Source organism: Desulfovectis peckii, from assembly GCF_055391705.1.
Genome location: NZ_AP042409.1, coordinates 988,122 through 1,002,682 on the forward strand (window position 1 = coordinate 988,122; position 14,561 = coordinate 1,002,682).

The following is a 14,561-nucleotide window of genomic DNA, read 5'->3' on the forward strand; positions in this document are numbered from 1 at the left end:
CGGTCACCTCTGCAGTTATTTTCGCCCAATTTTGCATAATTTATAAAAAATTATTGATCCGCTAAGTTAATCCATTCCTCCATATATTGCTCCTGCTTGCTTTTTAATTGCTCAAGTTCGTCAGTTAATTCTAAACACTTAACGTGGTCTTGGTAAACGTCAGGGCGTGTGAGGTGGGTTTCCAGCTCACTGATGCGTTGTTCGCACTGCTCAATTAAGTTTTCCAGTTGCTGTAACCTGCGCAATTTGCTCCTTTCTTTGCGTTTTGCTTCCTTGGCGGCTAAGTAGTTTTGCTTGTCCCGCTGTTCCTTAGGCTTTATTTCCTTGCGGGTCGGGGTAGTGCCGGTGTTGTTTTTCAGTTGTTCTTTTTTATAAACATAATAGTCGTAGTTACCATAATAGTTAGTCACTTGGCTTTCGCTTAATTCGATCACTCGGGTAGCTATTTTGTTTACAAAATAACGGTCGTGACTGACAAACAAAATTGTTCCGGGAAAGTCAATTAAAGCGTTTTCCAGAACCTCACGGCTATAAATGTCCAAGTGATTGGTCGGTTCGTCTAAAATCAAAAAATTAGCCTCTTTAAGCATCAGTTTGGCCAGTTCCAGGCGTGCTTTTTCACCGCCGCTTAAATCCTGCACTGATTTTAGCACATCGTCCCCGCTGAACAAAAAGTTACCTAAAACAGTACGAATATCTTTTTCGTTGATATGTGGGTATTCATCCCACAGCTCATCAAGCACTTGTTTAGTACTGTATAGCTTTGCTTGTTCCTGTTCGTAGTAGCCGATTTCTACATTGGCGCCAAATTTTATTTTCCCGTGTTTAGCTTTTAATTCCCCGATGATGGTTTTTAACAAGGTCGATTTACCTACACCGTTCGGACCCATCAGGGCTACTCTTTCGCCCCGTTCAATTAAGAAATTTATCTCAGCTGCCAGTGTATTTTCACCGTAACCAATAGCCAGGTTTTCTACTTTTAATACTTCTTTACCGCTTTGACGGGAAATATTAAAAGAAAAGTGAGCCTTGTCCGTTGAACGAGGCTTATCAATAACGTTCATTTTTTCCAACATCCGTCTGCGGCTTTGTGCACGCTTACTGGTTGCCGCCCGGGCGATATTGCGTTGAATAAAATCTTTCATGCGGGCAATTTCGTCCATTTGTTTGTTGTATTGTTTTAATTGTGCGGCCATAAGCTCAGCCTTTTGCTCTAAATATGCAGAGTAGTTTCCGTGATATTGGTATATTTTAGCCGATTCCAGCTCATAAATAGTATTTACAAGTGAATCCAACAAATAGCGGTCATGGGAAATGATCAAAATAGCGCCGGAGTATGATTTAAGATATTGTTCCAACCAATTAAGTGTGTTAATATCCAAATAGTTGGTAGGCTCGTCCAGTATTAGAACGTCCGGTGCTTGTAGTAGCAGTTTGGCCAGAGCCACCAATGTTTTTTGGCCGCCGCTTAAATTTTTTATCGGGCTATCACTGCCTAGCGCTTCCAAATTCAGGCCGTGCATAACACTCCTGATAGCGGCATGATAACTATAGCCGCCCAGTTCTTTAAATTTTTCTGATAGATGAGCGTATTTACTTAATAGTTGCTGCTGAAGTTTTTCGTCATTGGTTGTCGTTTTGCTGCTAATGGATTTTTCCAAATCTCTTAAGTTTAGTTCCATTTGCGCTAAATGATTAAAAACCGAAACCAATTCTTGATAAATGCTGCGCTCAGAATTTAACCCACTGTCCTGGGCTAAGTAGCCGATGGTGACATTCTTAGGCTGAATAATATCGCCCGCATCACAAGGCAATTGCCCGGCAAGGATTTTTGCCAAAGTAGATTTACCGGCACCGTTAGCACCGACCAAGCCAACTCTTTCGCCGGATTGAACAGTCAATGTCACGTCGTCAAGAATGATGTTAGCGCCATATGATTTTGTCACATGTGAAGCTTGTAATAGTATCAAAAGTTTTCACCTCTACCGATATGTAGTTTATCGCACCTTGATAGGAGGGGCAACCCTTTGTTCATAGAGAAGCAGTAGTAATGTAGGTAATAAATATAAAATTAAGGAGGACATCAAATTGATTAAAATTACACCAAAATCAGGCAGCATAGGTATCATTGAAGCGCCGCATGCTGTAAATACAACCGGCGTAACTTTGTTTAGTCCGGAATTTGAAAAGCCATACAATGAGTTAGACAAAGCAAGCAGAGTGGCCGGTGCTTACACCGGTAAGTTTGACTACCGGTGGCAGTATTCTGCCGAGGATGATGCTTATTTGCTGGTAGTGGATTATTACAAAGGGAAGACGGTATTTGCCGTACAATTCCCCCGGGCAACCGCCGGTCAGGTTCTGCAGGCATTAACTGATCAAGGACAAAGAATTTTTACCTTGGTGTTAAAATTTAAGGAAGGGTCAAAAAATTTATTTGAAGATGCCATCGTATTAATGGGCTTAGAACTGGATATAATTCCCGAGGCCGGATGGCCGGTTTAATTAACAGGCTGAAGCACAACGAGCTATCAAGTTCGTTAGTGCTTCAGCTTTTCTTATTTAGTTGGTTAGCAGCGGGCGGCCTGTACTTTCAGGCGTGTAGTTAATAACTAAAAACGGTTTTAAAAGCCCTTTTTTACATTTAGTGTCTGATAACTGTACAGCCAACTGTTTAAATGTTAATTAATTTTTTTAAAAATTATTGTATAGTTAGCAGGAGTTTATTAACTTATGCAGAATAAAAATACAATGTCAACTTATTAAACATTTAATTGTCCAAATGTTCAAGCTGACATTTTGCGTCCTGGGAAGCTTAGAGGTGGTGTCTATATTGGTAGCGCAGCACGGCTTTAATCTGCGCGTTAGCGATGTAACTTATATTCCGATAGAAGAAGTTAAAAATAATAGCGAACTTTCGGCACATTTAAAAAATGCCGTTTCTGTTACCGAAAGTGACCCGCTTTTAGAGATATTATCAAATTCTAAAAACAGCGGTAAATGCTTATTAGTAAAAGATAAGCACAATATGGAAAAAGGTTTAATAACATCGGAACAGTTGGTCAACTTTTTAAGTGCTGCCTATAAAAAACTGTTAAGTTATTTTGATGCGGTACTGAGAACGGTAAATGAGGCGGTAACTGCTGTAGATTCAAATAATAAGGTATTGATTTGGAATCAAAATGCAGAAGATTTTTATCGCCTTTCCGCCGAAAAAATATTAGGTGCCGACATTGAAGACTATTTTGCCAATTCAATTGTTACCCAAGCAATTCACGAAAATACAGCCGTGAATTCACATTATCATCAACCCTGTCCCGGTGTGCATGTTTTGGTTAATGCAGTGCCGGTAAGGCAAGGGCAACAGTTAATCGGTGGCGTGTCCTGTGGGCGCAATATTACAGATGTTGTGCGTTTAAATAATGAGTTATCCAAAGCAAGCTCCCAGGTTAATTTATTAAAACATGAAATTAGCAAAATCTCCGGCCGAGATTCTGCTTTTAACAAACTAGTCGGCCGCTCACGAAAAATTCAAGAAATACGCGAAATCGGCAGAAAAGTGGCCGGTACCGCCGCCACTATTTTAATCAAAGGAGAAAGTGGCACCGGAAAAGAGCTATTTGCCCGTGCGGTGCATTTAGACAGTCCGCGGCGTAACGGTCCTTTTATTACCGTCAACTGCGGTGCCATTCCGAATAATCTTTTTGAAAGCGAACTGTTTGGTTATGCTCCGGGCGCATTAATCGGCGGGGAGCCAAAAGGAAAACCGGGAATGCTTGAACTGGCCCACGGAGGCACAATTTTTTTAGATGAGGTAGGAGAACTGCCGTTAGACATTCAGGCTAAGCTGTTTAAAGCACTGCAAAATAAGCACTTTAACCGAATAGGGTCGTCAGAACCGATAAAAGTAGATGTACATATTATAGCGGCTACTCACCGCGACTTGGAAAGCATGGTAGCTAAAAATCAATTTCGAGAAGATTTGTACTATTACTTTAGTGTAGTGACGGTAAATATGCCGGCTTTAAGGGAACGCAAAGAAGACATTCCGGAACTGATGCACCTTTTTATACAAGAGTTTTCGCAAACCTACGGCAAAGTAATCAATAAGGTGGATCCGGAAGTAACTAATATCATGATGGATTACTCTTGGCCCGGCAATGTACGGGAATTAAAAAACGTGGTAGAAAGGCTGGTGGTATTGGTAGAAGATGACGTAATCACAAAAGAATACTTACCGGAAAACTTGCGCCGTCATACATATATATCTCTGCCTTCATCGCCCAATAAAGAAAAGCTGACTAAAGTGGCGGTTGAGGCCGAGCGACAGGTGATATTAAAAGCGCTGGAAAGATGTAACGGCAACAAGTCTGCAGCGGCGCGGTTTCTGGGCATTCCTCGCAGTACTCTTTATTATAAACTGCGGCATATGGATATCAGCGAAGGCTCAGGAAAGCATTCCGGTAATAGAGATGAAAAGTAATTTAACTAAATAATAATTATGGGAGGTATCTATCAATTGAAAAGAAAAAGTTTGTTATTAGCTTTAATTGCTATCTTGGCACTATCATTAGTTGCAGTCGGTTGTGGCGGAGGCGGTGATCAGGCTGCAAGTACTTCTGCCGACGGCGATACCATTAAGATTGGCTTTTTAGGTGCTAAAACAGGTGGGCATGCTGATTTTGGTATTAAGACTTTGGCCGGTATGAAAATGGCTGTTGAGGACATAAACAATGCCGGCGGCGTTCTGGGCAAGAAATTGGAAATTGTTGAAGAGGATCACGGCAGTAAGTTAACTGAAGGGGCTAATGTTACCCAAAAGTTAATTCAGAGTGATAAGGTGGTAGCTATTGTCGGTGACCCAACCACCGGTATTACCAAGCTGGCTGCCCCGATTGCTGAAAGCAACAAGGTAGTTTTACTTTCAGCCGGTGCAGTAGGTGATTATGTGGTTAGCGATGAACAAGGTAATTTGCGTGAATATGTCTACCGCAATACCCTGCTCGACGCGGTGGCCGCTCCTGCAGTTGTGAAGTATCTGAAAGAAGAAATGGGCTGGAATAAAGTAGCTTTAATTACCTCTATCAACAATGACTACAGTGTCGGTCTTTCTAAGATTTTCAAAAAGGCCTTAATAGATAATGGCGTGGAAATTGTGGCGGAAGAAAGTGTTCAAGACGGTGACCAAAACTTCAGTGCTCAGGTAACTTCCATTAAGCCGAAAAAGCCGGACGGCATTATCTTTACCGGTTACTATACTGAAGGCGGCTTAATTATGAAGGAAGTAAGAAAACAGGGTATGGACATTAAGATGGCCGGCGGTGACGGCTTACTTGGCTCTACCCTTTGGGAAATGGGCGGCGATGCGGTAAACGGCAGCATGGTTTACTGCGGTTTTGAAGCTGACCCGGAAAATGCTACCGGTAAAACCAAAGAATTTATTGAACGCTACAGTGCAGCAAATAACGGTGAACTGCCAAATATGTTTGTGGCTCAAGGCTATGATGCCGTAATGATGCTGGCCGATGCCATGAAAGCAGCCGGCAGTGCCGATCCGTCTGTATTTAAAGAAGAAATTAAGAAACTCAAGAATTGGCAAGGAGTTTCCGGTACCATTACCATTCAGGATAACCATGAACCTCTGAAGAGCCCGGTTTACTTGTTAGAAGTAGCTCAGGATGAAAACGGAAAACAATTCTTCAAGGTTAAGAAAGCCATCCCAGTTCAGTAATTCCTGTAAAGACAAGTTAGGTGATAGCCATTGTGCTGGTCACAATGGCTATTCCCTTGCTTAGCTTAATTAAATTACCTGTAATTTTTGCAGCAATAAAGCCTTAACCGATTGGAGGAGACGTTATGCTTGAGCAACAAATTATTAACGGGTTAACTCTGGGAGCAGTTTATGCCTTGATAGCCCTGGGCTATACAATGGTCTACGGTATTATTCAACTAATTAACTTTGCACACGGGGATATATATATGATTGGCGCCTTCACCGGTGTTACGGCTATTACCGTACTAGGGCAGAATTTCTTTGGCGCGATTTTGATTGCCATGCTGGTATGTATGATACTGGGTGTTACGCTGGAGCGAGTTGCCTACAGACCGCTGCGCAGGTCGGCGCGTTTGGCGGCTTTGATTTCGGCATTGGGTGCGTCGATTTTTTTCCAAAACTTCATGATGTTATTAAAAGGCCCGCAACCGGTAGGTTTTCCCAGAGTTGTTGAAGATGCCATTTATCATCTTGGGCCAATAGAGATAACTAAAGTGCAACTTATTATCTTAACGGTGTCTGCTATTTTAATGGCGGTACTTACCTATATTGTTAAGTATGTAAAAATAGGTAAAGCAATGCGTGCGGCATCTCAGGACTACGATGCTGCTGCTTTAATGGGAATTAACATTGACCGAGTAATTTCATTTACCTTTGCCATTGGTTCATCATTAGCTGCTGCCGGTGGTGTGCTGGTAGGCATGTATTTTAATTCCGTTGCCCCGTTAATGGGTTTAATGGCCGGTACGAAGGCCTTTTGTGCTGCGGTACTGGGGGGCATTGGCAGTATTCCCGGAGCGATGCTGGGAGGAATCTTTCTCGGTGTAGCGGAAACAATCGGCGTAGCCGTGGGGTTTAGCACATATAAAGATGCAATAGCTTTCACCTTATTAATTATAGTACTGCTGTTTAAACCGACCGGTTTACTCGGCAAGCCAATTCAAAAGAAAGTGTAGGTGACACAGCATGGAAGCGTATTTAGAGACATTTATCAACCCCTATTATATCCAAGTGTTAACCCTGCTGGGCATCTACATTATTGCTGCTCTAGGGTTAAACATTATCACCGGTGAAACCGGGTTGTTTTCTTTTGGACATGCGGCTTTCTTTGCCATTGGTGCATATGGTGCGGCAATATTAACAGTTAAGTTTCAAATGCCGTTTTTTGCCGCGCTGATTTTTGGCGGTATATTAGCTTCCATAGCCGGAATTGTTATTGGTTTTCCGGCCTTGCGTCTTACCGGTGACTACTTGGGAATTGTTACCTTAGGTTTTGCGGAGATTGTCCGGATTGTTCTGTTAAATCTCGGCATTACCGGTGGTGCTCTTGGCCTTTCCGGTATTGTCAGAGAAGTAAATATTGTTATGGTATACGTACTGACGGCAATAAGCATTGTTATTTTCTACTTGTTGCAAAATTCCAGGTTTGGTCGGGCACTGATTACAATACGTGAAGATGAAATTGCCGCCCAGGCTATGGGGATAAATATAGCTGCCTATAAGGTAAAAGCCTTTGCCATTGGCTGCTTCTTTGCCGGCATTGCCGGCGGTTTGTATGCCCATTTGTTGCAGTATATTAACCCGAACGATTTTGGGCTTACTAAATCATTTGAGTTTTTATGCTTTGTTGTGTTGGGTGGATTGGGCAGTATTCCCGGAGTGGTTTTAGGAACCTCAGTACTTACTCTTGCTCCGGAGTTCCTGCGCTCATCCGCTGAATACCGGATGCTGTTATACGGTGCACTGATGATTGCCTTAATGGTATTCCGGCCCAACGGATTACTGGGTGGAGTCAATTTGCGTTATTTAATCTTTAAAAACAAATATCGCCAACAATCTAACCGGGGTTCGACTGCCGGGGAAGCATAATAAAGCGGTAAGGAGGGTACTGGTTTGGCAACAATACTTGAACTAAATAATCTAACTATACGCTTTGGTGGTTTAACGGCAGTTGATCAGGTAGATATGAGTATTGAAGAGGGCTCTATTAATGCTTTGATCGGTCCGAACGGAGCGGGGAAAAGTACGATCTTTAATATAGTCTCCGGGATTTATCAGCCCACGGAAGGCAAAGTTTTCTTTAAAGGTGAAGATATAACCGGCTTGAAACCCCATGTGATCACTGCCAAAGGAATAGCGCGTACCTTTCAAAACATCAGATTATTTGCCAACATGACCGTTCTGGATAATGTAAAAGTAGGTCAACACTGTCGGACAAAATGTGATATGCTGGGAGCCTTAACAAGTTTTTTTAATCCGAAAGTAAAAAAAGAAGAAAAGCATATTACCGAAAAGTCGTTAGAAGTTCTGGAATTAATGGAGCTGTCTCATAAAAAATATGAACTGGCTAAAAATTTGCCTTACGGTGAGCAGCGCCGCTTGGAAATTGCCCGGGCATTAGCTACCGAACCCTCATTGTTGTGCTTAGATGAACCTGCTGCCGGGATGAACCCGCAGGAAAAACAAATGCTGATGAAGATGATTAATAAAATAAGAGAAGCCGGCCTGACAATATTCCTGGTAGAACACGATATGAAATTTGTGATGAACTTGTCAGACACCGTAGTTGTGGTGGATTATGGACGAAAAATTGCCGAGGGTACACCCGAAGAGGTGCAAAAAAACCCGGATGTTATTGCCGCTTATTTAGGAAAGGATGTGGATTAGATGCTGTTAGAAGTAAACAACCTACATGTTTCCTATGGAGCTATCCGGGCATTAAATGGAATCTCATTTAATTTGAATAAAGGTGAAATTGTGGCCCTGATAGGTGCTAACGGAGCGGGAAAAACTACTACCTTGCGCACAATATCCGGACTAATCAAACCGTCACAAGGCTCGATTAAATTTGACGGCCAAGAGTTGACCAAGATGCAGCCCCACAAAATAGTAAGTTTAGGCATATCCCAAGTGCCGGAAGGACGCAGAGTGTTTCCCTTGATGTCGGTGATGGAAAATTTAGAAATGGGGGCTTACACCAGAAAGAATAAGAAAGAGATAAATGAGGCTTTAGAAATAGTCTTTAAAAGATTTCCGCGGTTAAAAGAACGCATCCACCAGCCTGCCGGTACCCTATCCGGTGGTGAACAGCAAATGCTGGCCATGGGGCGGGCGTTAATGTCTAGGCCGAAAATTTTGCTTTTAGATGAACCGTCAATGGGTTTAGCTCCGATGCTGGTTAAGGAAATATTTGACATTATCAAAGTAATTAATCAGTCAGGTACCACGATATTATTAGTAGAGCAAAATGCTCATATGGCTTTATCGATTGCTAACCGAGCATATGTTTTAGAAACCGGTTCGATAGTGCTGTCTGGGCCGGCAGATGAACTGGCTAAAAACGAACAGGTACGCAAGGCATACCTGGGTGAGGACTAGTTAATTACCGAAAAACAGCCAGATTCCTCCTCGCGGAATTAGATATTGCAAAGGGTATAAATATGATAAAATTAAGTTAAATAGCTATTTAGTGATTATTTTAAGGGGAGGATCCTATGAAACAAGCTGAGTATATAACAGTAAGAGAGGTATTATACCGGAATTATATAGAAGTAAGCCCGGATACCATGATCAGTGAAGGCAGACTGCTTGCTGCTGAAAAAAGCTCTTTTTTGACAGTGGTTGATCGTGGTAAATTAGTCGGTCTTGTTTCCTATAAAAGATTATTTAAGGAAGGTCCTGACCCTGATGCTAAAGTCAGCGAAATTATGCGTACCGATTTTTCAATTTTAGAAAAAGAAAATTTAGACGACAATATTCTGACATATTTGGGAGAGCTGCGCTATCATCCGTTAGTTGCGGTTGGAGATAAAAATGAAGTGCTGGGTATACTGTATTTCGATATTTTATATACAGAACTGGCAACACGACTGAAAATTGTTCAGTCCAGGCTGGATACCGTCTTAAATACTGTAGATGAAGCAATATGTATAATTGACGATCAAGATATAGTTACTAATTGGAATTACCGGGCCGAGGCGTTGTATGATATTAAAGCTGAGGAAATCGTGGGAAACAATATTGAAGAATATTTTTCTAACTTAATGCTGACAAAAGTGATTAAAAACCGTGAAGGCGTACGCTCGGTATACCATCAACCCTGTGAGGGGACCCATGTTTTAATTAGTGCCAATCCCGTCAAAATAGGCAACCGGACATTTGGCGGCGTGTCTGTCGAAAGAGATATTACCGAAGTTGTTCAGTTAAATAAAAAACTAAATCACGCATCAAATCAAGTACATGAGTTACAAAGCGAGATCAACCGTATTACCGGCGGCACTAATCCCTTTGCCCGTATTAAAGGACAACATCGGAAATTAAAGGAACTAATTAAAATGGCCAAAAGAGTGGCTAACACCAATGCATCAGTGTTAATCCGCGGGGAAAGCGGGACCGGTAAAGAACTTTTTGCCCGCGCTATCCATGAGGCCAGTAATCGTGCGGGCAAGCCCTTTATAGTGGTTAACTGTGCGGCGATACCGCCTACTTTGTTTGAAAGTGAAATATTTGGCTACGAAGGAGGCGCATTTACCGGAGCAAGCCGGCAGGGAAAAGCCGGTGTTTTTGAAAATGCCAATGGCGGTACACTGTTTTTAGATGAGGTGGCGGAACTGTCTCCGGATTTACAGGTAAAACTCTTGCGTGTCCTTCAGGAACAAACCTTTTACCGTGTTGGCGGTTCAAAACCGATTAAAGTGGACGTGCGGATAATTGCCGCCACTCACCGCAATTTAGAAGACATGTTGGAAAAAGGGCTGTTTAGAGAAGATTTATATTACCGCCTAAATGTAGTGTCGTTAGAAGTGCCGCCTTTGCGTGAGAGAAGAGAGGATATTCCGGAACTGGTTTATCAGTTTACCCAAGAGTACTGTGAACTGTACAAAAAGCAAATTACCAAATTGGAACCGGAAGTTATGGCAGTCCTGCTGGCTTACCCATGGCCGGGAAATGTGCGTGAAATGAAAAACGTCATTGAACGGATGGTTATTTTGGCAGAAGGAGACGTCATTGACAGCGGCTGTATACCTAATGCACTAAAACAACACGGTAAACAAAGCCAATCCGGTCAGCTCGGTTTGGTATCAGTTACCGAGCAGACCGAACGGGAGTTAATTCAACGTACTTTAGAACAAACAAACGGCAATCGCTCACAAGCAGCAAAAATGCTAGGTATACCGCGTAGCACACTTTATTATAAGATGCATCAGCTAGGACTGATGGATTAGAATATAACAAGTGTCAGAACTGTCGAAAATAATGACGAACTGTTTAATAAACAGACACTTGTATACCGACTATAGAGCCAAAAAACGTGCTATTGCACGTTTTTTCTGTTGGCATGAAATTTGCTTATTATAGTTAGCAGGTAGTTAGCAGGGAGGTATGAGCCTATGCGAATAAATGAACATCCTATTCTCAATTTTGAGAGAGGAAAAAAAGTTAAGTTTTTTTATAACAACCAAGAGTTAGAAGGCTATGAAGGTGAGACCATTGCAGCAGCTCTGCATGCCAACGGTATTCGTGTCATGAGAGAAAGTATTCACCTGCATCGCCCCAGGGGGCTGTTTTGCAATATCGGAAACTGCTCATCCTGTCTGATGGTGGTTGACGGCAAGCCCAATGTGCGGGTGTGCGTCGAAAAGCTGCGGGAAGGTATGCGGGTGGAAACCCAAAAAGGGAAGGGTGAATTAAAATGATTCAAACTGAAATTTGCATTGTCGGAGGCGGCCCGGCCGGCTTGAATGCAGCTTTAAAGGCTGCGGCAATGGGGGCGTCCGTAACCTTAATTGATCGCAATGATTATCTTGGCGGTCAGTTAATTAAACAAACTCACCGCTTTTTTGGTTCTACCGAACAGCGGGCATCGGAACGGGGGATAAAAATTGCCCAAGAGCTTGCCGCTGCCGTACGTAACGTCGAAAAAATTAATATTCTAACCAGTGCCACAGTACTGGGATATTACAAAGAAGACGGCGTGTTGACAGTAGAGCAGAACGATAAACTGCTGAAAATTAAACCGCAAAAAGTGATTATGGCTACCGGCGGAGCGGAAAAGACTTTAGCTTTTCCGAACAACGATCTGCCGGGCGTTTATGGTGCGGGCGCGGTACAAACCTTAGTTAATGTAAACGGAGTTAAACCGGGCAATAAGGTGTTGATGGTCGGGGCCGGCAATATCGGAGTTATCGTCAGCTATCAACTGTTACAAGCCGGCATTGAAGTGGCGGCAATCGTAGAAGCCGCACCGAAGATCGGCGCCTATTGGGTGCATGCATCCAAAGTTGTGCGGGCGGGTGTACCTATCTATACCGGATACACCATTAAAAAAGCCTGGGGCGAAAAAGAAGTTGAAGGGGCGACAATTGTTAAGCTGGACGAAAACTGGCAGCCGATTCCGGGCACTGAGATCGACTTTGACGTTGATGTAATATGCCTTTCTGTGGGACTTTCTCCGCTGGCGGAGCTTTTATGGCAGGCCGGATGTGAGATGAAATATGTTGCGGAATTAGGCGGTCATGTACCGCTGCGTGATGAAAACCTGGAAACTACTGTGCCGGGTATATACATTGCCGGTGACGTGGGCGGTATTGAAGAAGCTTCAGCGGCCATGATGGAAGGGGCGTTGGCCGGGTTAAACGCTGCCAAGGCTTTAGGATATGATGCCCCGGATTTTGCAGAGCAAAAGGCTAAAGTGCTAAAAGAGCTGCAAGGTTTAAGATCCGGGCCGGTGGGAGAAAAAATTCGCAGCGGCTTATCGAAAGTACTTGTACAAGCTTAAACACATTGCAACAGTGAAGGGAGGAGAGTGTGTGTTAGCGCAAAACGGTATTCCAACGGCGGAAGATTTGGCGCAAGTAATGCCCAGTGCAGAAAGACTGGCAAAAGGGCCGGTAGCCATTGCCGAGTGTTTTCAAAATATACCATGTGATCCCTGTTATCATAGCTGCAAACAAGGGGCGATTAAGCCTTTTGACGATATTAACGAACGGCCGCAGGTAGACCATGATAAATGTAACGGCTGTGGTATGTGCTTAATGCGCTGCCCGGGGCTGGCTATTTTTGTTGTCGATGAAACTTACAGCGAGAATGAGGCTTTGGTAAAAATACCCTATGAATTTCTACCCTTACCGAAGCCGGAGCAAGTGGTCGATGCCGTAAACCGTGCCGGTAAAGTTGTCGGAGAGGCCAGAGTAGTGAAAGTTCAGTCTGGCAAGGGGATGGATGGAACGAATGTGGTTTGGTTAGCTGTACCGAAAAATCTCTCTATGGAAGTACGGCATTTTAAACTGAAGGAGGTGCGGTAATGTCAGAGTGCAAATGCAAGGAACAAAAAGACGTGACTGTCGTTTGCCGTTGTGAAGATATAACACTGGAAGAAATCCGTGCCTATATAAATAATGGTGTTACCGATTTGGAACAGTTAAGGCGATTACTTAGGGTAGGCATGGGGCCGTGCCAAGGCCGTACTTGCACACCGATTATTGTTCGGGAGTTAGCCAATGCTTTGGGTAAGTCAGTTGATGAAATTCCGCTGACTACTTTCCGGCCGCCCACTACCCCGGTAAAGCTTGGTGTGTTGGCAGGGGGTGAAAATGATGACTAAGGTAGCAGATGCCATAGTTATTGGCGGTGGTATTGTCGGTTGTTCTACTGCCTATAACCTGGCAAAATTAGGCTGCAAAAAAGTTGTTTTAATCGAGGAAAAATACTTAGCCAGTGGTGCTACCGGACGCTGTGGCGCCGGCGCACGGATGCAGTGGGGATCAGAACCAAACTGTGTGCTGTCTCGTGACAGCATCAAAATGTTTGAGACTTTAGAAGAAGAACTGGGCTATAACGACAGTATTGAGTTTAAACAAAACGGCTACGTTCTTTTGGCTTATAATGAAAAAATGGTTGAGCAGTTCCACAAAAATCTTAAATTACAAAACAAGCTGGGTATTCCCTCCCGTTGGGTTACCCCGGAAGAAATTAAAGAATTAGTGCCGCTCATCAATACCGAAGGACTTTTAGGCGGTACTTACTGTGAAAAAGACGGTCACTGCAACCCGTTTAAAACGACAGATGCCTATGCTCAGGCGGCTAAACGTTTGGGCGTTGAAATTTTGACCTATACAAAAGTTACTAACCTGCTAAAAGCAGGAGATCGCATCAAAGGTGTAGAAACTACAGCTGGAGTCATTGAGGCGCCTTTAGTAATCAGCTGTGCAGGAGCTTATACACGACAGCTGGGGCAAATGGTCGGCGTAGATATTCCGGTACATCCGGAGCGTCACCAAATATTGGTTACTGAACCGGTTGAACCGGCTATGGGCCCGATGGTTATGTCATTTTATCATGGCATATACTGTCAGCAGGTTCCCCATGGCGGATTTCTCATGGGTCTGGGCGACCCCAATGAAGTAAAAGACTTTAATATCACCTCTACCTGGCAGTTTATGCAGGAAATGGCAGAAAAAATTACATTTATTCTTCCGAAACTAAAAGAACTGCGCGTAGTACGTCAATGGGCCGGACTTTACGATTTAACACCTGATAAAACCCAGATCCTCGGTGCCGTACCGGAAGTACCCGGCTTCTTTGTTGCTTGCGGATTCTCCGGCCACGGATTTATGATTGCGCCAATAGTGGGCAAATTAATGGCTGAGGTAATGTTGGGCATGGAAACGGATTATCCCATTGATATGTATGGAATTAAGCGCTTTGAAAGCGGCGATTTATATATTGAGCCGTCAGTTGTTTAATTAATGGATGAGGGTGCCAAAAGCACCCTTCATCGGCTTTCTTA

The 14,561-nt window shown here is 43.3% G+C and carries 14 protein-coding genes; 13 read left to right on the top strand and 1 reads right to left on the bottom strand.

The features are described 5' to 3' along the window. Positions 1-50: 50 nt before the first annotated feature. Positions 51-1,970: an ABC-F family ATP-binding cassette domain-containing protein gene (locus ACZ5NG_RS04960; protein ID WP_464252881.1), complete on the bottom strand. Its 1,920-nt coding sequence runs from the start codon at positions 1,968-1,970 to the stop codon at positions 51-53. Between the two features lie 118 nt (positions 1,971-2,088). Here ACZ5NG_RS04960 and ACZ5NG_RS04965 point away from each other — a divergent pair, with 118 nt between their 5' ends. The 13 genes from ACZ5NG_RS04965 (at position 2,089) to ACZ5NG_RS05025 (ending at position 14,517) form a co-directional block, all read left to right on the top strand. Then, positions 2,089-2,505, top strand: coding sequence for a hypothetical protein (locus ACZ5NG_RS04965; protein ID WP_464252882.1), 417 nt, complete (start codon positions 2,089-2,091; stop codon positions 2,503-2,505). Positions 2,506-2,833: 328 nt separating this feature from the next. After that, on the top strand, positions 2,834-4,483 hold the full coding sequence (locus ACZ5NG_RS04970; protein WP_464252883.1) for a sigma-54 interaction domain-containing protein: 1,650 nt from the start codon (positions 2,834-2,836) through the stop codon (positions 4,481-4,483). Between the two features lie 36 nt (positions 4,484-4,519). After that, entirely contained in the window at positions 4,520-5,731 is a 1,212-nt protein-coding gene (locus ACZ5NG_RS04975) for an ABC transporter substrate-binding protein (protein WP_464252884.1), read from the top strand. A gap of 125 nt (positions 5,732-5,856) precedes the next feature. Then, entirely contained in the window at positions 5,857-6,729 is an 873-nt protein-coding gene (locus tag ACZ5NG_RS04980) for a branched-chain amino acid ABC transporter permease (RefSeq protein ID WP_464252885.1), read from the top strand. A gap of 10 nt (positions 6,730-6,739) precedes the next feature. Then, positions 6,740-7,642, top strand: a complete 903-nt coding sequence (locus ACZ5NG_RS04985; protein WP_464252886.1) for a branched-chain amino acid ABC transporter permease — start codon at positions 6,740-6,742, stop codon at positions 7,640-7,642. 24 nt (positions 7,643-7,666) lie between these two features. Continuing rightward, positions 7,667-8,440: an ABC transporter ATP-binding protein gene (locus tag ACZ5NG_RS04990; protein WP_464252887.1), complete on the top strand. Its 774-nt coding sequence runs from the start codon at positions 7,667-7,669 to the stop codon at positions 8,438-8,440. After that, complete coding sequence (locus ACZ5NG_RS04995; protein WP_464252888.1) at positions 8,441-9,151, top strand: ABC transporter ATP-binding protein; 711 nt, start codon at positions 8,441-8,443, stop codon at positions 9,149-9,151. It begins immediately after the preceding gene. Positions 9,152-9,267: 116 nt separating this feature from the next. Next, positions 9,268-10,998, top strand: coding sequence for a sigma 54-interacting transcriptional regulator (locus ACZ5NG_RS05000; RefSeq protein ID WP_464252889.1), 1,731 nt, complete (start codon positions 9,268-9,270; stop codon positions 10,996-10,998). 165 nt (positions 10,999-11,163) lie between these two features. After that, positions 11,164-11,469, top strand: a complete 306-nt coding sequence (locus ACZ5NG_RS05005; RefSeq protein ID WP_464252890.1) for a (2Fe-2S)-binding protein — start codon at positions 11,164-11,166, stop codon at positions 11,467-11,469. After that, the gene (locus ACZ5NG_RS05010; RefSeq protein ID WP_464252891.1) at positions 11,466-12,551 is read left to right on the top strand and encodes an NAD(P)/FAD-dependent oxidoreductase; all 1,086 of its coding nucleotides are present in this window, start codon (positions 11,466-11,468) and stop codon (positions 12,549-12,551) included. The genes ACZ5NG_RS05005 and ACZ5NG_RS05010 overlap by 4 nt, the downstream gene beginning before the upstream one ends. 31 nt (positions 12,552-12,582) lie before the next feature. Then, positions 12,583-13,077 carry a 4Fe-4S dicluster domain-containing protein gene (locus tag ACZ5NG_RS05015; protein ID WP_464252892.1) on the top strand — a complete coding sequence of 165 codons (495 nt, stop codon included), beginning with the start codon at positions 12,583-12,585 and terminating at the stop codon, positions 13,075-13,077. Further along, complete coding sequence (locus tag ACZ5NG_RS05020) at positions 13,077-13,376, top strand: (2Fe-2S)-binding protein (RefSeq protein ID WP_464252893.1); 300 nt, start codon at positions 13,077-13,079, stop codon at positions 13,374-13,376. The genes ACZ5NG_RS05015 and ACZ5NG_RS05020 overlap by 1 nt, the downstream gene beginning before the upstream one ends. After that, positions 13,366-14,517, top strand: a complete 1,152-nt coding sequence (locus ACZ5NG_RS05025) for an NAD(P)/FAD-dependent oxidoreductase (RefSeq protein ID WP_464252894.1) — start codon at positions 13,366-13,368, stop codon at positions 14,515-14,517. Before ACZ5NG_RS05020 ends, ACZ5NG_RS05025 begins: the two co-directional genes overlap by 11 nt. Positions 14,518-14,561 lie beyond the last annotated feature (44 nt).